This window comes from Streptomyces ureilyticus (genome assembly GCF_011045025.1).
GTDB lineage: Bacteria > Actinomycetota > Actinomycetes > Streptomycetales > Streptomycetaceae > Streptomyces > Streptomyces ureilyticus.
Map to the genome: position 1 here is coordinate 1 of NZ_JAAKZX010000168.1, position 22,077 is coordinate 22,077.

Annotated in this window: 18 protein-coding genes, 1 other RNA gene and 2 pseudogenes; 8 read left to right on the forward strand and 13 right to left on the reverse strand. The window is 70.4% G+C overall.

Features of this window, described 5'->3' with window-relative positions; genetic code table 11:
• The 5 genes and pseudogenes from G6048_RS35625 to G6048_RS35645 all read right to left on the reverse strand — a co-directional run.
• Positions 1-1,112: XdhC family protein (locus tag G6048_RS35625; RefSeq protein ID WP_165343732.1), on the reverse strand; the 1,112-nt coding region annotated here is incomplete at its 3' end.
• A 407-nt stretch (positions 1,113-1,519) separates the two neighbouring features.
• Entirely contained in the window at positions 1,520-3,718 is a 2,199-nt protein-coding gene (locus tag G6048_RS35630; protein WP_165343733.1) for a xanthine dehydrogenase family protein molybdopterin-binding subunit, read from the reverse strand.
• Positions 3,715-4,695: an FAD binding domain-containing protein gene (locus G6048_RS35635; protein WP_165343734.1), complete on the reverse strand. Its 981-nt coding sequence runs from the start codon at positions 4,693-4,695 to the stop codon at positions 3,715-3,717. Before G6048_RS35635 ends, G6048_RS35630 begins: the two co-directional genes overlap by 4 nt.
• A gap of 12 nt (positions 4,696-4,707) precedes the next feature.
• Complete coding sequence (locus tag G6048_RS35640) at positions 4,708-5,370, reverse strand: (2Fe-2S)-binding protein (protein ID WP_165343735.1); 663 nt, start codon at positions 5,368-5,370, stop codon at positions 4,708-4,710.
• Positions 5,371-5,756: 386 nt separating this feature from the next.
• Positions 5,757-6,498 (reverse strand): annotated as a pseudogene (locus G6048_RS35645) (helix-turn-helix transcriptional regulator).
• A gap of 293 nt (positions 6,499-6,791) precedes the next feature.
• Between G6048_RS35645 and G6048_RS35650 the strand changes: the two are divergent.
• The 3 genes from G6048_RS35650 to G6048_RS35660 all read left to right on the forward strand — a co-directional run bounded on the left by G6048_RS35650 (position 6,792) and on the right by G6048_RS35660 (position 10,075).
• Positions 6,792-7,808 carry a zinc-dependent alcohol dehydrogenase family protein gene (locus G6048_RS35650; protein ID WP_165343736.1) on the forward strand — a complete coding sequence of 339 codons (1,017 nt, stop codon included), beginning with the start codon at positions 6,792-6,794 and terminating at the stop codon, positions 7,806-7,808.
• 110 nt (positions 7,809-7,918) lie between these two features.
• Positions 7,919-8,530 (forward strand): (R)-mandelonitrile lyase, encoded by a 612-nt coding sequence (locus G6048_RS35655; protein ID WP_165343737.1) that lies wholly within the window; start codon positions 7,919-7,921, stop codon positions 8,528-8,530.
• A gap of 147 nt (positions 8,531-8,677) precedes the next feature.
• On the forward strand, positions 8,678-10,075 hold the full coding sequence (locus tag G6048_RS35660) for an NAD(P)/FAD-dependent oxidoreductase (protein ID WP_165343738.1): 1,398 nt from the start codon (positions 8,678-8,680) through the stop codon (positions 10,073-10,075).
• 137 nt (positions 10,076-10,212) lie between these two features.
• Here G6048_RS35660 and G6048_RS35665 read toward each other — a convergent pair whose 3' ends face one another.
• The 5 genes from G6048_RS35665 to G6048_RS35685 all read right to left on the reverse strand — a co-directional run bounded on the left by G6048_RS35665 (position 10,213) and on the right by G6048_RS35685 (position 14,700).
• The gene (locus tag G6048_RS35665; protein ID WP_165343739.1) at positions 10,213-11,397 is read right to left on the reverse strand and encodes a DUF6545 domain-containing protein; all 1,185 of its coding nucleotides are present in this window, start codon (positions 11,395-11,397) and stop codon (positions 10,213-10,215) included.
• A 136-nt stretch (positions 11,398-11,533) separates the two neighbouring features.
• Positions 11,534-12,766, reverse strand: a complete 1,233-nt coding sequence (locus G6048_RS35670; protein ID WP_165343740.1) for an MAB_1171c family putative transporter — start codon at positions 12,764-12,766, stop codon at positions 11,534-11,536.
• Position 12,767: 1 nt separating this feature from the next.
• Complete coding sequence (locus G6048_RS35675; RefSeq protein WP_165343741.1) at positions 12,768-13,346, reverse strand: toxin-antitoxin system, toxin component; 579 nt, start codon at positions 13,344-13,346, stop codon at positions 12,768-12,770.
• Positions 13,347-13,647: 301 nt separating this feature from the next.
• Positions 13,648-14,061: RNase P RNA component class A (gene rnpB, locus G6048_RS35680), an RNA gene on the reverse strand.
• A 60-nt stretch (positions 14,062-14,121) separates the two neighbouring features.
• Positions 14,122-14,700: a Uma2 family endonuclease gene (locus G6048_RS35685; RefSeq protein WP_165343742.1), complete on the reverse strand. Its 579-nt coding sequence runs from the start codon at positions 14,698-14,700 to the stop codon at positions 14,122-14,124.
• Between the two features lie 167 nt (positions 14,701-14,867).
• On the opposite strand from G6048_RS35685, the gene G6048_RS35690 reads away from it, so the two are divergent.
• The 4 genes from G6048_RS35690 to eda all read left to right on the forward strand — a co-directional run bounded on the left by G6048_RS35690 (position 14,868) and on the right by eda (position 17,789).
• Positions 14,868-15,668 (forward strand): MerR family transcriptional regulator, encoded by an 801-nt coding sequence (locus tag G6048_RS35690; protein ID WP_165343743.1) that lies wholly within the window; start codon positions 14,868-14,870, stop codon positions 15,666-15,668.
• A gap of 8 nt (positions 15,669-15,676) precedes the next feature.
• Positions 15,677-16,282 (forward strand): hypothetical protein, encoded by a 606-nt coding sequence (locus G6048_RS35695; protein ID WP_165343744.1) that lies wholly within the window; start codon positions 15,677-15,679, stop codon positions 16,280-16,282.
• Between the two features lie 12 nt (positions 16,283-16,294).
• On the forward strand, positions 16,295-17,077 hold the full coding sequence (gene yaaA, locus G6048_RS35700; protein WP_165343745.1) for a peroxide stress protein YaaA: 783 nt from the start codon (positions 16,295-16,297) through the stop codon (positions 17,075-17,077).
• A gap of 67 nt (positions 17,078-17,144) precedes the next feature.
• The gene (gene eda, locus G6048_RS35705) at positions 17,145-17,789 is read left to right on the forward strand and encodes a bifunctional 4-hydroxy-2-oxoglutarate aldolase/2-dehydro-3-deoxy-phosphogluconate aldolase (protein ID WP_165343749.1); all 645 of its coding nucleotides are present in this window, start codon (positions 17,145-17,147) and stop codon (positions 17,787-17,789) included.
• On the opposite strand, the pseudogene G6048_RS35710 reads toward eda, so the two are convergent.
• The 3 genes and pseudogenes from G6048_RS35710 to G6048_RS35720 form a co-directional block, all read right to left on the reverse strand.
• Positions 17,764-18,411, reverse strand: a pseudogene (locus G6048_RS35710) (histidine phosphatase family protein); the annotation flags it as partial. The gene eda and the pseudogene G6048_RS35710 overlap by 26 nt on opposite strands.
• A gap of 52 nt (positions 18,412-18,463) precedes the next feature.
• The gene (locus G6048_RS35715; protein WP_206342537.1) at positions 18,464-19,207 is read right to left on the reverse strand and encodes a zinc ribbon domain-containing protein; all 744 of its coding nucleotides are present in this window, start codon (positions 19,205-19,207) and stop codon (positions 18,464-18,466) included.
• On the reverse strand, positions 19,204-20,049 hold the full coding sequence (locus G6048_RS35720) for a Nif3-like dinuclear metal center hexameric protein (protein WP_165343748.1): 846 nt from the start codon (positions 20,047-20,049) through the stop codon (positions 19,204-19,206). The genes G6048_RS35715 and G6048_RS35720 overlap by 4 nt, the downstream gene beginning before the upstream one ends.
• 290 nt (positions 20,050-20,339) lie before the next feature.
• Between G6048_RS35720 and G6048_RS35725 the strand changes: the two genes are divergently transcribed.
• Entirely contained in the window at positions 20,340-21,596 is a 1,257-nt protein-coding gene (locus tag G6048_RS35725) for a hypothetical protein (RefSeq protein ID WP_235990794.1), read from the forward strand.
• The last annotated feature ends 481 nt before the right edge of the window (positions 21,597-22,077 follow it).

A 22,077-nucleotide genomic window follows, 5' to 3' on the forward strand; every position in this document is an offset into this window, starting at 1 on the left:
GGCATCGGACGGTGGATCGGGCCTGTTCCCCGGGAGAGGGGCAGGCCGCTGCCGAGGTTGGCGGAGGCAATGATCTCCGCCACGATGGAGACGGCCGTCTCCTCCGGCGTACGTGCGCCGAGGTCGAGGCCGATGGGGGAACGCAGCCGGGCCGGCTGCTCCTCGGATACGCCCGACTCGCGCAGGAGGCGCAGGCGTTCGTCGTGGGTGCGGCGGGATCCCATCGCGCCGATGTAGCCGACGGGGAGGTCGAGGGCGAGTCGCAGCAGGGGTACGTCGAACTTGGCGTCGTGGGTGAGGACGCAGACGGCGGTACGGGTATCCACGGCGGCGCCCGCCAGGTAGCGGTGGGGCCAGTCGACGACGACCTCGTCCGCGTCCGGGAAGCGGGCCGCGGTGGCGAAGACGGGCCGGGCGTCGCACACGGTGACCCGGTAGCCCAGGAAGGCCCCGGCACGGCTGAGCGCGGCGGCGAAGTCGACGGCGCCGAAGATCAGCATGCGGGGGCGGGACGCGGCCACGTGGACGAGGACGGACAGCCGGTCCGGGCAGGTGTCGGCGTCGCCGCCCAGTTCGACGCGGGCGGTACGGCCGGACCGGAGCAGGGCGCCCGCCTGTGCGGTCACCGCGCGGTCCGTCGGTCCTCCGTCCAGGGTTCCGTAGGAGGCGGTGCCGTCGGCAAGGACGCAGAGCATGCGGCCCACCAGGTCGTGGGGGCCGTCGACCACCTGCGCCACGGCGGTGGGCCTGTCGTGGACGATGTCGTCCAGGGCGGTGGCGAGATGGGGATCCGCGGCGGGATCGACGCGCCGGACGAGGATGTCGAGTTCGCCGCCGCAGGTCAGGCCGACGGCGAAGGCGTCGTCGTCGGAGTACCCGAACCAGGCGCGTTGCGGGGCGCCGCGGTCTCGGAGCACCTGCCGGCACAGTTCGTAGACCGCGCCCTCTACGCAGCCGCCGGAGATGCTGCCGACCGCGTTACCGTCCTCGTCGACCGCGACCGACGTACCGACGGGCAGGGGTGCGCTGCCGGTGACGTCCACGACGGTGGCCAGGGCGAAGGGGCGTGCCTCGCGGCACCAGCGGTGGAGTGTGTCCGCGATGTTCAGCATGGGCGGGTCTCCGTGTGATCCGGGTGAGACGACGGGGGACGACTGGGGACGACTGGGGACGACGATTCTTGGAGTGGGACGGCTTGGGAGGTGGGCCGCCGCTGTGTCGTCGGCGGGAGTGACACGGCGGCGGCCCCAGGGTCCGGCGGCCGGGCATGGTCAGCCGCCGAACGATCGGGTGAGCACCCCGGGCGGCCGTCTCACCACGAAACCAACCGCCCGGGGGCTCGTATCGGGCCTAGGGGGCTTCTGACGGATCTCCGCGGCGTCGCGACGCCCGGCACGCACGCTCGCCGCACGGCGCGAAGGGACAGGTGGCTCCGCCACATGACCCTTCACACCGCACGCCGATCGCACGCACCGAACGCCGCTCCTTCCTCCACGGAGATCCGTCAGAAGCCCCCTGCTCAGAGCAACGCCTCGGCCGTGATGGGCAGTTCACGGACACGTCGGCCGGTGGCGTTGAAGACCGCGTTGGCGATCGCGGCCGCCACACCCACCTGGACGACCTCGCCGAGCCCCTTCACCCCGAGCGCGTTGCCGTCGTTGTCCTCCCCGTCGAGGTAGATGGCCTTGACGTCGGGGACGTCGGCGTTGACGGGGACGAGGTAGTCGGCGAGGTTGGCGTTCACGATCCGGCCGTCGCGGTGGTCGGTGACCGTGTGCTCAAGGAGGGCCGCGCCCATACCTCCGACCATCCCGCCGATCGCCTGACTGTCCGCCAGCTTGGGGCTGATGATGCGTCCGGCGTCGTACACGCCGAGCATGCGCCGCACCCGTACCAGACCGAGGTGGGCGTCGACGCCCACCTCGGTGAAGACGGCGCCGTAGGCGTGGTAGGAGCGCCGTTCGGGAGTCGGCGGCCCGGCGTAGGAGCCGCGTGCTTCCAGGTGGGAACGGTCGTTGCGGGCCAGCAGCCGATGGTACGTCTCACCGCGCGCCGGGTTGCCCTTCACATGCAGCCGTCCGCCGCGCACCACCACATCGCCGGCGTCCACGCCGTACAGCGGCGAATCGCGGTCCTCGACGGCCAGCTTGATCGCCTCCTGCCGGACCGTGTCGCAGGCGTCGACGACGGCGGTGCCGACGCTGGCCATGGTCGCCGAGCCGCCGTGGGGACCGGTCTGCGGATACAGCGAATCGCCGAGACGGAAGGTCACCGTGCGCATGGTCAGCCCGAGGGCGTCGGCGGCGACCTGGGTCTGGGCGGTGTACGTACCTGGCCCCATGTCACTGGTGGCCGACTCGACCACAGCGGTGCCGTCGGCATCCAGGCGGGCCCGGGCCTCCGCCGGAAAACGCCCGGGGTCGTACACACCGGCGGCCATGCCCAGGCCGATCAGCCAGTCGCCCTCGCGCCGCGAACGCGGCCGGGACGAGCGCCGCTGCCAGCCGAACTCACGGGCGCCGACCGTGTAGCACTCCCGCAGCCGCCGGGTGGAGAACGGCAGGTTGTTCGACTCGTCCTCGTCCGGCTCGTTGCGCCGGCGCAGCTCGATCGGGTCGATGCCCAGCCGGTCCGCGAGCTCGTCCATGGCCGACTCGATCGCGAACGAGGCCGTGGCGAAGCCCGGGCCGCGCATCCAGATCGGGGTGTTCACGTCCAGCGGCACGGTCCTGTACGCCTGGCTGACGTTGGGCATGCTGTACGTCATCTGCCCGGCGCCCATGATGGCCTCGGTGAACGTCTCGTACGACGAGGTCTCCGCGTCGATGCCGTGGATGGCCGCGGTCAGCCGGCCGCGCCGGTCGCTGCCGAGGCGCAGCCGGTACGCGTACGACGGCCGGTAGCCGGTGCCGAAGTACATCTGCCGGCGGCTGAGCACCAGCTTGACCGGGCGCTTCGTCTCCCGCGCGGCCAGGGCGGCGACGGTGGTGTGCGGCCAGCAGCGCAGTCCGCTGCCGAAACCGCCGCCGACGAATGGGTTGATGACCCGCACCGCATCCGCGGGCAGGCCGAACACGGCGGCGAGCTCGTCGTGCGTGCCCATCACCCACTGCGTCTTGTCCCAGACGGTGAGCTTGTTGCCGTCCCAGCGGGCGAGGGTGGCGTGCGGCTCCATCGGGTTGTGATGGTTGCGCGCCAGTTGGTAGGTCAGGTCCAGGCGTACGGCAGCGTCGCGCAGGCCGGCTTCCGCGTCACCGCGCGCGTAGTTCGTCGGCTCGCCCGGCTCGGCCTCGGCGAGGTCGGTCGAGGGCTGCTCGGCGTCGTACTCGACCTTGACCAGGCTCGCGCCGTGCTGGGCGGCCTCCAGGGTGGTGGCGACCACGACGGCGACCGGCTGGCCGTGGAAGAGCACCCGGTCGTCCTGGAAGACCCGCAGCCGTCGGCCCCCCGGAGGGTTGTTGGAGCCGGGGTTGTCGCGGTACGGCAGCTTCGGGGCGTTGCGGTGGTGGATCACCCGCAGCACACCCGGGTGCTTCTCGGCGTCACCGGCATCGATGGAGGTGATACGGCCGCGCCCGATGCTCGCGTCGACGATCACGGCGTGTACGGCGCCTTTGATGTCGTGTTCGGCGGCGTACTTGGCCTGGCCGGTGACCTTCAGCCGCCCGTCCACCCGGGAGAGCGGTGCGCCGACGGCTGCCTGCGGCTGGGGGCTCATGTGCTGTCTCCTACGGTACGCAGCTGGCGTTCGACGGTGCGCTGGAGCAACTCGGCCTTGAACCGGTTGTGCTGGAGCGGCCGGGCCCCGTCGGCGGCGCGGTCGGCGGCCCCGGCCCACAGCCGGTCAGAGGGACGCTCACCGACGAGGGCTTCTTCGACGGCGGGCAGTTTCCACGGGACGGTGCCCACTCCCCCGGCGGCGACGTACGCGTCCCGGATCACTCCGCCGCGTATGTGCAGCGCGACGGCTGCGGACGTGAGGGCGAACTCGTACGACTGCCGGTCGCGCACCTTCAGATAGCCGGACTTCAGCGGGCGCGGATGAGCGGGAATCTCGACAGCGGTGATCAACTCGCCCTGGCGCAGGGCCTGTTCACGGTTCGGGGTGCTGCCGGGCTTCAGCAGGAAGTCGGCGAAGGGGACGTGGCGCTCCCCCTCCGGCCCCAGCAGCTGCACCTGCGCCTCCAGTGCCGCGAACGCCACGGCCACATCGGACGGGTGCGTGGCCACGCAGTCGTCGGACGTACCGAGGATGGCGTGCGTACGGTTGACGCCCTTCAGCGCGGCACAACCGGAGCCGGGGTCGCGCTTGTTGCAGTCGGCGCTCACGTCACGGAAGTACGTACACCGGGTGCGCTGCATGATGTTGCCGCCGATGGTCGCCATGTTCCGCAGCTGGGCCGAGGCGCTCAGCTCCAGCGACTCGGAGACGACGGGGTACAGGGTGCGGACCTTCCGGTTCGCGGCCGTTTCGGCCATGCTCACCAGCGCACCGATGCGCAGGCCCCCGCGCTCGGTGACGGTGACCTCGCGCAGCGGCAGGCCGGTGATGTCGACCAGCGTCTCGGGGCGCTCGACGGTCTCGCGCATCAGGTCGACCAGGGTGGTGCCCCCGGCGATGTAACGTCCCCCGTTCCGGGCTGCGTTGACAGCCTCACGGGTGTCGGAGACCTTGGTGTAGGAGAAGGGATACATGGCGGCCGATCCTCACTTCCGGCCCGCGGTCTGTTCGACCGCGCGCACGATCTTCACGTAACAGCCGCAGCGGCAGATGTTGCCGCTCATCCACTCCCGGATCTCCTCCGGGGAACCGGTGTGGCCCTCCTTGATGCAGCCGACGCCGGAGACGATCTGGCCGGGCGTGCAGTAGCCGCACTGGAACGCGTCCTGCTCGATGAACGCCTGCTGCAGCGGGTGCAGTTCGTCGCCGTCGGCCAAGCCCTCGATCGTGGTGACCTCAGCAGCCTCCAAACGCGCCGCCAGGGTCAGGCAGGAGTTGACGCGCCGGTCGTCGACCAGCACCGTGCACGCACCACAGGCCCCGGCATTGCAGCCCTTCTTGGAGCCGGTCAGGTCCAGGTGCTCGCGCAGCAAGTCGAGGAGCGAGGTCCGGTTGTCGACCGTGACGGTTCGCCGAGAGCCGTTCACCGTCAGCGAGACGCGGCTGGAGGGTGCGGCCTCGCCGGCTTCCGCGCCCTCCGCATCGATGAAAGTCGATCCGGTGATGAAGCCGCCGGCGACGACGGCACCACCGACGGCAGTGGTCGTGGCGATGAAAGTGCGTCGGGTCGGCGCTGTCGGCGACTCGGTGGAATCGGCGGAGTCGGTGGGGGGCGGAACGTCTGGCTCGGTGAACTCAGTGGAAGACATACATACGCTTTCGGACTCGGCGGGCGGGGCTCCTGGCCTGCGCAGCGGCAGGAACAGGGCGAATCCCGTGACGTCATCACTACCGGGCACTGAGAAATTCGCACGCGCTGCGAGGCCCGCGGTTGGTCACGCCGGGCAGTCTTGCATCGTCGGCATCAGTTGTGGGAGGGAGAGTTTTCTCCCTGGATGTTCTTCTCCCAGGGGGTATTCGGCTCCGTTTCCCGAGAGAGGAAAACCGCAGAACACAAACACGACAGTGTGGGGCAGTGACCAGCGGACGGGAAAGATGCAGGATTCACGAATTTCGCGGCCGCTGACGCACGCGTCGGGCTGTCGACTCCCGGTCCGACAGAAACGGTAAGACGTGTCAGACGGTGTCAGACGTGTCAGGAGGCGTCGGCCGCACGTGCGGCCGGCTGCGCCGTCCAGGACGAGAGCAAGCGCAGGCTGTCGTGCGATGCCGTACCGGGTTCGGCGGTCAAGATCACCAGTTGCTGCTCGGCGTCGGTGGTGCAAATGAAGCTGTCCCAGTCGAGGGTGATCTCCCCGGCGAGCGGATGTCGCAGGATCTTTGTTCCCACGCTCAGTGTCGTGGCGTGCTCGGCACCCCACCATCGCCGGAAGTCGGCGTCAGCCACAGACAGTTCACCCACCAGTTCGGCGAGCTGCGCGTCTCCAGGGCACTTGGCGCCCTCCATCCGCAACTGCGTGACGCAGGCATGGGCAACGCGCTCCCAGTCCGGGTACAGCGCCCTCACGGCGGGCTCAGTGAAAAGGAGCCGGATGAAGTTCCGCTTTTTCCCCGGCATTTGGGAGAAGTCGGTGAACAGGGCGGCGGCCAACGGGTTCCAGGCGAGGGGCGAACAGGTGATCCCGCTGTTCGTCGTTCAGGTGCAGGACGCGGACGAGCGTCGCGCGCACGGCCGCCGACGGCCCTGCGCGCCCCTGCTCGAGGCGGGTGTAGTGAAGGCCGCTGAGCCCGGCCAGCCGGGCGACCTCGTCCCGTCGCAGACCGGGCGCTCTCCGTGGCGCGCTGGTCTCCGGCAGCCCGACCGTACGCGGACTCAATTCTGCTCGCCGGGCTTTGAGGAATTCACCCAGCTCCTTCAAACGCTCGCCGCTGTCCATGCAAGTAGCTGTCGCATGAAATCATCACATTGTGAGGGCGGTGTTTTTATCCAAGGATGCCTTTCAGCCCCCCCCGGCCGTACTGCGGATGGCGCCGCTGAAACGGCGGGAAGGGGGGAGATTTTCCTCCCTGGATGATGTGCTCCCAGGATGAAACTCTCCCCTTTTCGGGCACGCGCGACACTGGCAAGGTCATTGGCACGACCGTAGCCGACCCCAGCCCGCCGGTTTCTTTTCCGGACGTCATCGAAATGACGTCATCGAAATTCCGGGTGCTAAACCGAGAAGGCACCATGCGCGCAACCATCCTTCACGCCCCTGGCGACATCCGTGTCGAGGACGTCCCCGCGCCCGAGCTCATCAACCCGACCGACGCGATCATCCGTACCGCCGTCACCTGCGTGTGCGGCTCGGACCTGTGGCCCTACCGCGGAGTCGAACCCACCGACGAACCCCATCCCATGGGCCATGAGTACGTCGGCATCGTCGAGGACGTCGGCGGCGAGGTCTCCTCGGTGAAGCCGGGACAGTTCGTGGTCGGCTCCTTCGCCACCTCGGACAACACCTGCCCGAACTGCCGGGCGGGCTACCAGTCCAACTGCGCTCGCCGCGAGTTCATGAGCACCTGTCAGGCCGAGTACGTCCGTATCCCCAACGCGCACGGCACACTCGTCGCCACCCCCGATCTGCCCGCCGACGAGTTCGTGCCCAGCCTGCTCGCCGTCTCCGACGTGATGGGCACGGGCTGGTACGCCGCCGTCGCCGCCGAGGTCAGGCCCGGCTCCACGGCCGTCGTCGTCGGAGACGGCGCGGTCGGCCTGTGCGGCGTCATCGCCGCCAAGGAACTCGGGGCCGAGCGGATCATCGCCATGAGCCGGCACGAGTCGCGGCAGAAGCTGGCCCTGGAGTTCGGCGCCACCGACATCGTCACCGAGCGCGGCGAAGAAGGCATCGCCCGCGTGAAGGACCTGACGAACGGTGTCGGCGCCGACTCCGTCCTGGAGTGCGCCGGCACCCCCGAGGCCATGCAGCAGGCCCTGCGCTCCACCCGGCCCGGCGGCAACGTCGGCTTCGTCGGCGTCCCGCACGACGTGGCGATCGACGGCCAGGAGCTGTTCTTCTCCCACGTCGGCCTGCGCGGCGGCCCGGCTCCGGTACGCGACTTCCTGCCCGACCTCATCCAGCGGGTCCTCGACGGCCGCATCAATCCGGGCAAGGTCTTCGACCTCTCCCTGCCCCTGGAGCAGGTCGCCGAGGGCTACAAGGCGATGGACGAGCGCCGCGCCATCAAGGCCCTCCTCACGCCCTGACCCAAACCCGGGGGCTGAACGCCGATAGCGGTCCGGCCCCCGCCGCTCACCCACCGGCCTTCGGACACGTCGGCTGATCCCACCAACCCCACACAGATTGGAATGTGGCGATGACAAAGGCCCATCAACGAACCGGAGCAGCCGTGCTCGCCGGTGTCGCGGGCTCCGCGCTCCTGCTCACCGGAGGTGCGACGGACTCCGGACCTGCCGCCGGCGCCGCCACTGCGCGGGCCGCGTCGGCCGAGCCCGTGAAGACGTCCTCGGATCCGGGGATCGTCGTGTCACGTGACAAGGACCGAGAGAGCACGGCGGGCGCTCCGGACAACTTCACCGGTGAGGTTTCGATCCAGCCCCTGTACACAGGCGACGAGAACTCGGAAGGCGCCTCCGACGTGCGGTTCTCGGAGCGCGCCCGGACCGTCTGGCACACCCATCCCGACGGGCAGCGCCTGATCATCACCGAGGGCACCGGATGGGTGCAGGAATGGGGCAAGAAGCGCATCACCGTCCACGAAGGTGACGTCATCTGGATCGCGCCGGGTGTCAAGCACTGGCACGGAGCGACCCTCGACAGCGCGATGGCCCACACCGCCGTCACCTACGCCGTCGACGGAACCAACGTGCACTGGCTGGAACCCGTCACCGACGACCAGTACCTCAGCGGAAAGCGACAGGGAACAGGTCCAGCAACTGTGGAACGACGACGGCCTCTCGCGTCGTGACAGGGGACTGGTCACCCTCGCGGTACTCATCTCCAACGGGCAGATGACTCAAATACCCTTGCAGGCCGCCTGCCGTCTGTCTTGATCTCCTGTTGTGATCACCGTGCGTGAAAGTACGGTGAGACTTCCAGGGAGAGTGGGGGGCCTATGTCGCGTAGTGCAGTCGTCATCGGTGCGAGCATGGCGGGCATGCTCGCGGCTGCGGCCCTGTCCAGGGTCGTGGGCACGGTGACTGTGCTGGAGCGTGACCACCTGCCGACCTCTCCCCAGGCGCGCAAGGGGCTGCCGCAGGGCAGGCACGCTCACATTCTCCTGCCCAGCGGCCGGGATGCGATCGAGGATTTAGTGCCCGACGGGGGTGTGCGCAAGCGGCTGCTCGCTGCGGGCGCTCGCGAAATGGCCCTCACCTCCGGCCTCGTGACGCTCGGTCCGGAGGGCTGGTACCGGCGCTGGCGGCATGCCAGCTACCCCCTGATTGTCTGCAGCCGCGATTTGATGGACGCGACCGTACGCGACGCCGTGCTGGGCAGCACCGGCGTTCAGATACGCCCCGCTCAGGCCATCGGTCTCCTGGGCACGGCACAACGGGTCACCGGCGTACGGGTCGCCGTCGACGGCCAGGAGGAAGACCTCTTCGCGGACCTGGTCGTGGATGCGAGCGGACGCGGATCACGCCTGGAGCACTGGCTCGCCGAGCTGGGCATCGCCGGCGTCCCGACGGACGAGGTCGACTCCGGGCTCGTCTATGCCAGCCGCATCTACCGCACTCCGGAGGGGGCGGAAGCCTTTCCCCTGACCCAGGTGACCGCGGATCCCTTCGCCGCACAGCCTGGACGCTCGGCGCTCCTCATGCCGATCGAGGGTGGCCGCTGGCTGGTCAGCCTGGGGGGCACCCGCGGCGGTGAACCCACCGCCGACTCGGAAGACTTCGTACGCTTCGCGCTCGGCCTGCGTCATCCGATCATCGGCCGGCTCATCTCCCGTGCCGAGCCGCTCACCGATGTCACACTCAGCCGCAGCACCCGCAACGAGCGCCGGTACTTCGAGAAGGCCAAGGTGTGGCCGGAGGGGGTGGTGGCGCTCGGCGACGCGGTTGCCACCTACAACCCGGTCTACGGGCAGGGCATGTCCGTCGCCGCCCTCGGTGCGCAGGCCCTCAGCCGGGAGTTGGCCAAGACCGGCATCACCGCTCCCGGCCTGTCCCGCCGGGTCCAGCGGGCGGCCGCCCGCGTGGTGAACGCCGCGTGGACCATGTCCACCTCCCAGGACCAGTGGTTTCCGGGCGTACGCGGCAAGTCGCCCACGGCCGCGGACCGGATCCTGACCGGCTACACGCGGCGGATGACCCGGGTGGCCACCAGCTCGTACCGCGTGACCGCGGCCATGTGCCGGGTCACCACCCTCCAGGGGGATGCCCTGCGGCTGCTGCACCCCGCGCTGCTGCTGGCCACCCTGAACGGGCCCGTACTCCCGCCCTTGAGCGGACCGCCGCTGACCGCCGAGGAACGTGCGGTCCTCCGCTCTCTCACCGCCCCTCCGGCCTGACCCCACCCGATGCGGCGCAATCCTGTCTGTGGCACGGGCGTCGTACAGAGGCTGGTGGTTCCCGTGCGAACGGCTCGACCGGGGTGAGTTGGGCAGCGGTGCCCGACTGCCAGACGTCGTGAGGAAGGCCGGGCTGTTCAGGCGCGAGCGCTCTCGAGGCGGGCGCGGCGGCGGGCGTCCTTGACGATGCGGGAACGCAAGGCTCGCGATATCTGAGTCAGGTCACTGGTGTAGGCGGCATGGCCGTCCACGCCGAACGGTGATCCGTCCCGCGGTGCCTGGCTGTTGGCCTGGAGGTGCCGTTCGACGGCGGCCACGATCATGGCGGCGTCGGCGATGACGGTGGCTTCGCCTTCCGTGACACGGTGGGCCAGAGCTGCGGAACGGGCCTGGTCCTGGACATGCGCGTCGAAGTGGCAGCGGCAGGTCACGATCCGGTCGGCGATATACGTCTGGCGCTGGGTGAGCCGCAGGCGCAGGGCCGGCTTCCAGCGTGGCAGGGGCAGCGGGGCGGGATGGGGGGCTCCTTGGACCGGGCGTACGGCCCGGGCCAGCGGGGCGAGTTGCCAGTAGCGGATGGCGTCCTCGCTGCGGCGGCCGAGCAGGGGAAGGATGACGCCGATGGCCCCCAGGGCGGCGCTGGGCGCGGTCATGGCGCGGGCGACGTCGATGAGGAAGTTCCAGTCGTAGCCCGCCCAGCGGGCCACGACAGCGCCGGCTACGGCGGGATCGTAGACGCCGTAGTGCATCAGGTAACACACCGCCAGCACGCGCAGGCCGACCCGGAGCATGCCGTCGACGTCGTGCGACCAGCGCCAGCACAGGCGGCCGGCGGTCAGGGAGGCCACGGCGTGCGCGGTGACGTACAGGACGATCATCTCGCGGATGTACGGGGTGGTGGCGTAGTACGTGTCGAAGTCCGTGACGCGTTCGACCGGTGTGTCACCCAGCGCGAACAGGACGGCGATCAGGGCGCAGATGATGCCGTACGTGACGATCGTGATGCGGGAAAGGCGACGCGTGTGGGCCACGTCCGGCCCACCGCGCCAGTGCAGGACGAGCACGATCGACGCGGCGGAGAAGGCGGTCAGCAGGATGTAGACGACAGGAGCGGCCAGGTTGGTGACGCCGGTGACGCGGCGCAGGAAGACGACGCTGCTCGGTGCGGCGGTGATGAGCACGCCGCCGCCGACCAGCAGCAGCGCGCAGATGGAGGAGAGCAGCCAGTCCCGGCCGCGGGCGCGCAGGAGGGCGGGCAGTTTCAACAGGCAGGCCAGCAGCAACAATCCGCCGGAGAGGTAGAAGATGAAGTCGCCGTTCATCGGGCGTGCACTGCCTCCGGGCGGCCGTCTCAGTTTGGCGTGTCCTGAACAGGGTGGGGGTCAGGCTATCGCGCTGCTGGAGTGTGTTGTCTGGGCCTGCCGTGCCAGATGTGACGGCGTGCCGGGCGTCGACCGATTACGCGTCCTGCTTCTCTGCTCTCTGGGCGCGGACCGCCGCGTCGACGATCGGCGCGCCCACGGCTTGCGACAGGCGGATGAGCGAGTTCTGGTCGGTGTCCAGGGTCGGCCGGTCGGCGTACGGGTCGGAGTTGGCCGGGCCGGTGAGCGCGGCTACGGCCTCGATGGCTGCTCGGTTCGGGCCTGTCGGAGTGGTGTGTGGTTCAGGGCGTGGGGTGGCTGAGAACGCTGCGACGGCGACCATGGCCGCGGCGCCCATGGCCTCGGCCTCTGCCGGGCTGTGGCTGCCGGCAATGGCCATGTCGTAGGCGCGGGCGCGGACTTGGGGGTCGAAGTGGGCGGACAGACGTTTGAGTCCGTCGTGGATGGCCGTGGTGCGCTGGGTGAGCTGGAGTTCGACGTCGCCCAGGGAGCGCCAGGACAGTGCTACCTGGTACCGCTTGCCGCTCTCGCCGACCAGGAGCCGGTAAAGCGGGCCGAGGCGGAGAAGGGCGAGGGCACTGTCGAGGCGCGGGCCGAGCAGCGGCACGATGTAGCCGGCGGCGATGAGGGCGGAACCGATGGCGACCAGGAGCGGGGCGAGGCGAGTGCTGAGCGCGGCCCAGTCGTGGCCGGTCCAACGGGCGGCGACGGCGACGAGCTTGGCCACGCCGTACGTGCTGGTGCACAGCCAGCCCAGGGCGAGCAGGGTCAGGGCCGTGCGGGTCCATCCGGTGATGTGGCGGGTCCAGCGCCAGCACAGGATGGTCGTGGTGAACGCGGCCGCCATGTGGGCCACCAGATAGAGGGCGATCATCTCGCGGATGTACGGGGTGGTGGCGTAGTACGTGTCGAACGTCGTGCGCCGTTCGAAGGGTGCGTCCCCGGCCGCGAAGAGGACCAGCTGCACAGCGATGACCACGGTGTACGTGGCAAGCCAGCCTCGGGAGAGGCGCCGTATGCGGTCGGGGTCGCCGCCGCGCCAGTGCACGATCAGGACGAGGGAGAAGGCGCTGAAGGCGTTCAGCGCGGCGTAGGTCACGGGTGCCGCGGCGTTGGGTACGCCGGTGAGGCGGTTGATGGCGGCGATGGTGGACGGGGCTCCGAGCGCGAAGCAGCCGCCGGCGAGGAAGATGACGGCGCACAGTGCGCGCTTGAGTGGGTCGCGCCGGTGGTGCCACAGGCCGGGCAGCTGCGCTGCGAATCCGGCCCACAGGACTGCGGCCGCGATGTAGTAGATCAGTCCGTCCACGTCAGGCCCAGGGGCCTCGTCCGAGGGAGTTTTCGATGCGGCCGGCGACGTGGCGCAAGTCCGGGCGCCGGTGGATCCTGCGGTGCTCGCGCATGGCGGTGGCGAGCTTGAGGCCGAACAGCTCTGCCTCCGCCTCGTCTTCGGCGTGGAAGTCGGTACGGGCCGCGTAGTGGAGTTCGCGCGGGCTCAGGTCGCCCAGCTGACCATCTGGGGAGGCGAGGAGTCGTGCGACGACATGGTCCACGGCGCCCGCCGTACTGCTGTGGCCGCGGGCGGCCGCCGGGCCCGCCTTGGTGTGCGCGGTGCAGTGCCCCTGCGTCATGTGCCAGATCTCGTGCCCCAGGATCACCAGTTCGTGCTGGCTGTCGACGGCGTCCCGGCGGACGGCGATGATGTCCATGTCGGCCATGTCCAGCCACAGGCCACTGACGCTGTCGAGCGGAAAGTCCTCACGCTTGAGGATCACCGGACGTCCACGCATGGCGCCGAGTACCTGACTCAGGGCGGTGAGGATCCCGTCATCGTCACCGGGCGCCATCTGCGCCACGCCGGCGATCAGTTGGGCGCTCAGCGTTTCCATCCTGCGCTCTGTTTGCCCCGTCAACACCGTGAACTCCCGCTCCTTGCTTCAGCACGGCGGCCACCCGGGCTTGACCTGGCACTCCACGGCCCAGTGCAGGGTGCGGCCGTAGATCGGTTGTCATTGCGGGTCTTTGCTGCCGTCTTCACACAGTAGCCACGTCGTCAACCCCCGTACTCGCGGCGGGGGTTGAACGCGGGAGTACGGTGGGCGTTCAGGAACTCGCAGGTAGAAGCGGGATGTGCCCCGACACGGCAAAAGGCCCCGACCAGGCCATAAGACCAGGTCAGAGCCCAGATGGCAGACGAGTCGGGCTGTACGCCGGGTTCTGTCGCCCGGTCGCCTCGCGGCGGCCGGGGAGACGGCCATCCATCTAGGACCGGTGTTGCCACCGGCCTCGTGCGGTCTACCCGCGGACTCGGGCGGGCAGCCCTCGAGCGTCCGCGCAGAGTCGCCTTCTCTTTCGGGAAAGCGGCTCCTCTTGACCTTGCTCCGGGTGGGGTTTACCTAGCCGCCTGAGTCACCTCAGGCGCTGGTGGTCTCTTACACCACCGTTTCACCCTTACCCAGCGCCTGAACGCTGGGCGGTTTGCTTTCTGTGGCACTGTCCCGCGGGTCACCCCGGGTGGCCGTTAGCCACCACCCTGCCCTGTGGAGCCCGGACGTTCCTCGGGGAGGTCCACAGGGACCTCCACGCGACCGTCCGCCCGGCTCGTCTGCCGTGTCGACCATGGTACCGGGCGTGCGGCCCGCCCCAGTCCCGCCCGCCGGCAGCTCAGAGGAAGTCCGTGGTGTCCAAGTCGAAGCCGAACGGTTTGGGGAGGTCGAGGCGCTTACCGAAGGGTTTCGTGCAGTGCTGGCGATAGTCGCTCCCCTCCGGATCGCTGAACAGCGTCACCGAGGAGACTTCACGGTCGATGAGCAGGTAGAGAGGGATACCGCCCTGGGCGTAGCAACGGCGCTTGGCCTCGCGGTCGGCCTTCGGTCTGGTGGACGTGACCTCGACAGCCATCGCGACGCCGTCGCAGGGCATCCAGGAGTCGGCGCCCCGGAAGAGACGCAGCTCCGTCGGGGCGAATGTGACGTCCGGGATCACATGGTTCTTCGGGCAGTCGCCCCCACTCTTCAGCTTCAGCCCCTTGTTCCCGGAGAAGTCCATCTCTGTCTGGGACCGCCTGATCACCTGCTTCACGGTCAGGCTGATGCAGTCCTCGTGGTCCCCGTCCGGCGGCGGCGTCACGACAATGTCCCCCGCGATCAATTCCGCCCGGAAACCCTCCGGGGTGTCCAGGGCCAGAAAGCCCTCCAGCAGGACGTCCGCCTGCGTGAGCGGCTCGTGTGCCATGGCAGTCATGTCACGCCCCTCCTTCGGTCGGTCGCCAGGCTCGGACATCGGGGGATCTCCCGTCCGTGAGATCGGGAACTGTTCCCTCGATCGTGGCACACGATCACCGACCTCGTCAGGCACCGCCGGAGCCCACTGCTTGACCCCGCCGCAACGGCAACGTTTCTACTGATCGCATGCGAATCGGAGAGCTGGCCGCGGCCATCGGCGTGACGACGCGCACCCTGCGGCACTACCACCACCTCGGGCTGCTGCCCGAACCCGAGCGGCGACCCAACGGGTACCGCGACTACGGGCTGCGGCACGCCGTCGTGCTCGCCCGGATCCGGCGGCTGACCGAGCTGGGGCTCGGGCTCGCCGAGGTGCGGGACGTGCTCGCGGACGATGCGGGGCGCGACCTCGCCGAGGTACTTGCCGAGCTCGATGACGACCTGGCGCGGCAGGAGAAGGCCATCCGGGAGCGGCGGGCTCGGCTGCGGGCCCTGCTGGCCGATGCCGAGGCGGGGCGGCTGCCCGTCGAGGGGCCGGTGTCCCCTGAACTGGCCACGCTCTTCGGTGACTTGGACCACGGCTCGCAGGGGCGGCCCGAGTCCCCCATGGCCGCCAAGGACCGCGAGATCATCGCCCTGCTGGACACTGCCGCGCCCCCAGAGGAGCGGGAGCGGCTGCTGTCCGCGCTGGGCAGCTTCGCCGGCGAGCCGGGTGCGGTGGATCGCGCGCACGAGGCGTACGCCTTGCTCGACGCACTCGTGGACGCCGACCCCGGCGACCCCCGCGTCGACGAGGCCGCCGAACTGCTCGCCTCCTGCCTGCCGGACTCCGCTCTCGACGGGCTCGGCATCGGGGGCATCGAGGGAGCGGCCGGGGAGCAGAGCTTCCTGCGGGCCTTCCTCGACGACTTCGCGCCCGCGCAGGCGGAGGCCATCCGGCGCACGATGCGGCTGCTCGTGGAGCGCCACGCGGGCGGTGCGCGGTGAAGGCGGTCGTGAGGGCCGTCGAACTCGTGCGGCGCCTGTCCGCGCACGAGCTGCGGCTGATCGTGAGCATCGCCCTCTGGACGGCCCGGCGGCGGCACGGCACCCGGAGCGGGCGGGCGTTCGGATACGTGCGGGGCCAGGGCGCGATGATGTTCGGGTTCGGCTTCGTGTGCGTGCTCGAGACGGTCGCCCTGGCGGTGCTGCTGCGGCCCTGGCCCGCCGTCGAGCGGCCCGTATTCGTCCTCGACCTCTACGGCGTACTCCAAGTCGTCGGCATGCACGCGGCCTCCGTGAGCCGCCCGCACGTCCTGGACGCCACCGCCCTGCGCATCCGCCGGGCCGCCCACGTCGATCTCCGCGTCCCCCTGGACCTCATCGCGTCCGTACGCCTCGAGACGCGCTACACACACGAGAAGCGCGAGGGCGAGCTCGACCTGGCCGTCGGCGCACAAACCACGATCACCCTCGAACTCACCGAATCCATACGGCACTTCACCTTCCTCGGCCGCCCCAGGTACGTACACCTGATCCGCTTCCACGCCGACGAACCGGACGTACTCGTTCAGGCGATCCGCGAGATGCGTACGCTGGCGCCTGCCCCTCGTACGCATTGAAGGAGAACCACCGTGCTCGTGCTGCTGCCGCCGTCCGAAGGAAAGGCTCCCTCCGGGCGGGGCGCGCCGCTGAAGCCGGAGTCGTTGTCGCTGCCGGGGCTGGCCGAGGCTCGGCAGGCGGTGCTCGACGAGTTGGCCGAGCTGTGTGCGGGCGATGAGGAGAAGGCGCGGGAGGTACTCGGGCTGAGCGAGGGGCTGCGGGGCGAGGTCGCCAAGAACGCCGTGCTGCGGACCGCGGGGGCGCGGCCCGCCGGGGAGATCTACACCGGGGTGCTGTACGACGCCCTTGACCTGGCCTCGCTCGATACGGCGGCCAAGCGGCGGGCGGCGCGTTCGCTGCTCGTCTTCTCCGGGCTGTGGGGCGCGGTCCGCGTGACGGACCGGATTCCCTCGTACCGCTGCTCGATGGGCGTGAAGCTGCCGGGACTTGGGGCGCTGGGCGCGCACTGGCGTACGCCGATGGCCTCCGTTCTGCCCGAGGCCGCCGGGAACGGGCTCGTGCTCGATCTGCGTTCCTCGGCGTACACGGCCGCGTGGAAGCCGAAGGGGGAGGTGGCGGGGCGTACGGCGAGTGTGCGGGTGCTGCACGCGCCGACCCGGAAGGTGGTCAGCCACTTCAACAAGGCGACGAAGGGCCGGATCGTACGGAGCCTGCTGCTGGCCGGGGCCGCGCCGAAGGGGCCGGCGGAGCTGGTGGAGGCGCTGCGGGACCTCGGATATGAGGTGGAGGCGGAGCCGCCCGGGCAGGCGGGGACGGCGTGGGCGCTGGATGTGCTGGTGGACGAGGTCCATTGATGCACTAACACCCTGACCATTGCAGCATGCGCAATGGTCTTTGCGCATGCTGCTCGGCGACGGCACGATGTGGAGCATGTCCGTCTCCGTGCTTGATCTCGCCCCCGTAGTCCCCGTGGTCGTCGTACGGGACGCCGCCGACGCCGTTCCGCTCGCCCGGGCGCTCGTCGCAGGCGGTCTGCCCGCGATCGAGGTGACCCTGCGGACGCCGGCCGCGACGGCCGCGATCCGGGCGATCGCCGATGAGGTGCCGGGTGCGACGGTCGGGGCGGGGACGGTGCTGACGCCGGAGCAGGTGACGGAGTCGGTGGCGGCCGGGGCGCGGTTTCTGGTGAGCCCGGGCTGGACGGACGTACTGCTGGAGGCGATGCGGGGGTCGGGGGTGCCGTTCCTGCCGGGGGTGTCCACCACTTCCGAGGTGGTGGCGCTCCTTGAACGCGGGGTGCGGGAGATGAAGTTCTTCCCGGCTCAGGCGGCGGGCGGTACCGCCTATCTGAAGTCACTGGCCGGGCCGTTGCCGCAGGCGCGGTTCTGCCCGACGGGCGGGATCGGGCTCGCGTCGGCTCCCGAGTATCTGGCGCTGCCCAACGTCGCCTGTGTCGGCGGGAGTTGGATGCTGCCGGAGGATGCCATCGCCGCGAAGGACTGGGTGCGGATCGAAGCGCTGGCCCGCGAGGCGGCGGCGCTCAGCGCAGGTGGGACGCGTCGTTGAGCAGGCGCAGGCTCGCGTTGCCGTCCGCGTAGTACGCCACCTCCGAGAGGGAGGCGGCCGACAGTTCCATACGGAACAGGGACTCGGGCGGGGCGCCCAGGGCCAGTCGTACGAGGGTCTTGATGGGCGTGACGTGCGAGACGACGAGCACGGTACGGCCCGGGTGGGCGGCGAGCAGCTTGTCCCGGGCTGCGGCCACGCGCTCGGCCACGGCCGCGAAGCTCTCGCCGCCGCCGGTGGGTTCGGCCTCCGCCGAGCCGAGCCACGCGTTCAGGTCCTCCGGAAACCGCTCCCGGACCTCCCCGAAGGTCAGCCCTTCCCAAGCCCCGAAGTCGGTCTCCCGCAGCCCGTCCTCGATCCGCACGGGCAGCCCGAGCCGCGCGCCCACGATCCCCGCGGTCTGCCGGCACCGGGCAAGGGGCGACGAAACGATCTCCCGTACGCTCCCCCGCCCGGCAAGCGCCTCCGCCACCCGCTCGGCCTGTCCCCGCCCCACATCCGACAGTCCCGGATCGCTCCCGCCACTCCCGGAGAACCGCTTCTGAGGCGTCAACGGTGTCTCTCCATGCCGCAGCAGTACGAGGCTCACGGGCGCCCCGAGATCAGCGGGCGCGGCGGCCGAGGCGACGACGCTCGGAGCCGCCGCCGGCACGGACTCACCCAATGTGGGACTCCTACAGCCCGGACTCGGACGTACGGACCAGAATGCGGCGGCAGTTCTCGCAGCGCAGTACCGCGTCCGGGGCCGCCGCCTTCACCTCGTTCACCTCGGTGATGTTGAGCTCCAGGCGGCAGCCCTCGCAGCGGCGCTGGAAGAGGCGGGCCGCGCCGATGCCGCCCTGCTGCCCGCGGAGCTTGTCGTAGAGCTTCAGCAGGTCGGCGGGGACCGAGGCCGCGATGACCTCGCGTTCCTTCGTCGCCGTCGCGATCTCGCTGTCGAGGGACTCCGTGGCCGCGCCCCGCCGCGCCATCGCGTCGTCGGTCTTCGCCTGGACGGAGGCGACCCGCCCGGTCAGCTCGGCCACCCGCTCCTGGGCGGACTCGCGGCGCTCCATGACCTCCAGGACCACGTCCTCCAGGTCACCCTGCCGCTTGGCGAGCGAGGCGATCTCGTGCTGGAGGTTCTCCAGGTCCTTGGGGGAGGTGACTGCGCCGGAGTCCAGGCGCTGCTGGTCGCGGGCGGCGCGCTGGCGCACCTGGTCGACGTCCTGCTCGGCCTTCGTCTGCTCGCGGGCGCAGTCGCTCTCCTCGGTCTGCGCGGCGACGAGCAGGTCACGCAGCTGGGTGAGGTCTTTGTTCAGCGACTCGATCTCGGCGTGCTCGGGCAGCGACTTCCGCTTGTGCGCCAGCTGTTGAAGGCGTACGTCGAGGGCCTGGACGTCGAGAAGTCGGATCTGGTCGGCGGGCGCGGCGTTCAGTTGGGGGCTCCAGGTGAAAGCGAAGGGGAGTGGGTGGTCCAGGGGTCGGTGACCGTCTTGGAGACGTGGACGCGAAGTCCCCATCCGTTCCGGTCGGAAATCTCGTCGAGCTGGGAGGCGGCCAGCTCGCACCAGGGCCACTCGGTGGCCCAGTGCGCCGCGTCGAGCAGCGCGAGAGGACTGTGGGCGCGGGCCTCGGACGCGGGGTGGTGGCGGAGGTCCGCGGTGAGGAAGGCGTCGACACCGGCGGCGCGTACGTCGTCGAAGAGGCTGTCGCCGGAGCCGCCGCTGACCGCCACGGTCCGTACGAGCGCCGCCGCGTCGCCCGCGACCCGGATGCCTTGCGCGGTGGCGGGCAGCCGCTCGGCGGCGCGCGCGGCGAGTTCGCGAACGGTCAGCGGATGGTCCAGCTCGCAGACGCGGCCGAGGCCCCGGCGGCCCTCGGGGTCGGTCGGATCCGGCACGAGGGGCCGTACGACCCGGATGTCCAGCGCCCCGGCGAGGGCGTCGCTGACGCCCGGATCCGCCTGGTCGGCGTTGGTGTGCGCGACGTGCAGCGCGATGTCGTTCTTGATCAGGGTGTGCACCACGCGGCCCTTGAAAGTCGAGGCCGCCACCGTCGTCGTACCGCGCAGGTACAGCGGGTGGTGGGTGACCAGCAGGTCGGCGGCCAGCTTCACCGCCTCGTCCACGATCTCCTGGACCGGGTCGACGGCGAACAGTACGCGCGTGACCTCGCCATCCGGGTCTCCGCAGACGGTGCCCACCGCGTCCCAGTCCTCTGACCTCTCGGGGGGCCAGAGGGAGTCGAGCGCGGCGATGACTTCAGACAGACGGGGCACGTAAGAAAGGCTACCCGCCTCTGCCGCGTACGCCGTAGGCAGAGGCAGGGAGGCAAAGGTCGAGGCAGGGGCCGGGAGGCAGAGGCCGGACGCCGGGCGGCGCTGGAGGTCGCCGCCGGGCGGCCTGCATGGAAGACATGGAAGGCGGTGCCGGGGAGCCGGCCAGCACACCGGCCCTCGTTTCCTCAGGCGAATCGCCGGTTGGCCACCCATATGTGTGAAGCGTCTGCCTGTCGATGCTCCGTCTGTGCGTACGAAAACTACCTTCATGGCCGGAGGTGACCCAGACGATGACGGCCTGTGCCATCGAATCCGCCGCAGAGAACGGGACACGAGCAGGTTGCGTGATCACCGCCGACGGGTCCTACGCGGCCCGGCTCGCCCCGCGCGGCGACGCCTGGTTCCCGGAGCGCTGGACCCTGGACGGCCCCGAGCCGTACGCCGTACCGCTGCCCGGCAAGCAGCCCGAGGAGCCAGGCACGGAGGTACAGCCGATGGCGGACGGGCGGGTGCTCATCCACCGGGTGCCGGAGGGGCGGCACACGTTCGCGCTGCTGTATCCCACCGGGCCGGGGACCGGTGAGGTGCCGCTGGGCGCCGTGGAATGCCGGGACGGCACAACGGAGTTGCGGCTGCTGCCGCCCGCGCCGGGCGGCCTTCGGGCGTACGCCGTTGCCGTGGGCCGGAGTTCCACCACGGTGTGGCTGGTGGCGGGCGGCGCCTTCGGGCCCGAGCGGCTCGCCGAGGTACCGGGGCGCTGCTCGGGCGGGGTGTGGCTGTCCGGCGACGACCGACTGCTCGCCCTGGACCGGGAGTTGGACGGCCGGACCAAGACGGTCGTGGTCGACCTGGAGCGCGACGGCGAGGTGTCGCCGCTGCTCCAGATCGCCGAAGAGAGCAACGACCGGCTGCTGCTCGCGGACGCCGACAGCGGGCTGCTGCTGATCCGCTCGGACGCGCCGTCGCCGGGCCGGGAGCGGCTCGGCTGGGGCGTGTTGGGGAGCACGCTTCCGGTGCGCTTTCCGGACTCGTTGCGGCTTGGGGAGCATGTGGTGACGCCGTTTGCCATCCAGCCGGGGCAGATGCTTACGCCGGAGTGGTGCGGGGTGGCGTTGCGGATCGCCGTCGCCGGCGCTGACGGTGACGCTCGCGCCGGCGGGGGCAGTTGGCTTGGGGTGTGGCGGCCCGTTGAGCGGCGCGTCCACCAACTTGCCGCGCCCGTGGGGTGGTTGGCGGGTTCTGGGTTGTGGACCCGGGACGGGGTGCTTCGACTGCCGTACTCGACGGGGGCGTTGCCGTGTGGAGTGTCGCGGGTGGTGGTGCCTGCGGAGGTGGTGGACGAGGTGTCGTTGGTCTCGCGTCCGGCGGAGGGGGAGGCGGCGGGGGTGGAGTACGCCGTGTCCCCCGAGCCCTCGGATGTCCCGGGCTCCTCGGAGCCCGTGGCGGCGTTCACCGTACGGAAGCTCTCGAGTGCCTTTGCCGGGCGGCGGTTGGCGCAGGCGGCTCGCGCCGGGCGGGCGGGTGCCGAAGAAGTGACCGTCGAGTAGCCCCTACCACCTCTCACCGGCCAGAAGAGCGCCTATTAGACTCGCCCGCGTTCCAAAGAAGGATCTTGTCAACGGGGTGAATTTCTACATGAACGAGGTAAGTAACACGGCCACGGATCCACGTGTGGCGGGGAGCGATTCGCGGGATCCGCGGATGGCGATGTCCCAGCCTGTCGACGGTGGGCGTGGGCGGCACCGGGGGCCCGTCTCGGCGTCGGACGACGAGGCGACGCCTCGGGGCCGACACCGTAAGCCGGGTGGGCCGAGCGAGGCGTAACGCTCCGCTGAGGGCGCGGTCGGAAGCTGCGGGTGCGTTGTGGCTGGTGAGCTTTGTTGCTGGCGGTTCGGGGAGCGCCCCTTCAGGGGCGCGGGGAACTGCGCAACCAGCCACGACGCATCCGCAGCCGCGACACGAAGCGTCACCCACCACCCCCTGGCGGGGGCCTGGGGGCGCAGCCCCCAGTTTCGGGAAGGGGCGGGG

Bases quoted from the DNA above. Each gene is read 5' to 3' on its own strand.
- G6048_RS35630 (WP_165343733.1), bottom strand. From the start codon at position 3,718: ATGAGCCCCCAGCCGCAGGCAGCCGTCGGCGCACCGCTCTCCCGGGTG.
- G6048_RS35635 (WP_165343734.1), bottom strand. From the start codon at position 4,695: ATGTATCCCTTCTCCTACACCAAGGTCTCCGACACCCGTGAGGCTGTC.
- G6048_RS35640 (WP_165343735.1), bottom strand. From the start codon at position 5,370: ATGTCTTCCACTGAGTTCACCGAGCCAGACGTTCCGCCCCCCACCGAC.
- G6048_RS35650 (WP_165343736.1), top strand. From the start codon at position 6,792: ATGCGCGCAACCATCCTTCACGCCCCTGGCGACATCCGTGTCGAGGAC.
- G6048_RS35655 (WP_165343737.1), top strand. From the start codon at position 7,919: ATGACAAAGGCCCATCAACGAACCGGAGCAGCCGTGCTCGCCGGTGTC.
- G6048_RS35660 (WP_165343738.1), top strand. From the start codon at position 8,678: ATGTCGCGTAGTGCAGTCGTCATCGGTGCGAGCATGGCGGGCATGCTC.
- G6048_RS35665 (WP_165343739.1), bottom strand. From the start codon at position 11,397: ATGAACGGCGACTTCATCTTCTACCTCTCCGGCGGATTGTTGCTGCTG.
- G6048_RS35675 (WP_165343741.1), bottom strand. From the start codon at position 13,346: ATGGAAACGCTGAGCGCCCAACTGATCGCCGGCGTGGCGCAGATGGCG.
- G6048_RS35685 (WP_165343742.1), bottom strand. From the start codon at position 14,700: ATGACTGCCATGGCACACGAGCCGCTCACGCAGGCGGACGTCCTGCTG.
- G6048_RS35690 (WP_165343743.1), top strand. From the start codon at position 14,868: ATGCGAATCGGAGAGCTGGCCGCGGCCATCGGCGTGACGACGCGCACC.
- eda (WP_165343749.1), top strand. From the start codon at position 17,145: ATGTGGAGCATGTCCGTCTCCGTGCTTGATCTCGCCCCCGTAGTCCCC.
- G6048_RS35725 (WP_235990794.1), top strand. From the start codon at position 20,340: ATGACGGCCTGTGCCATCGAATCCGCCGCAGAGAACGGGACACGAGCA.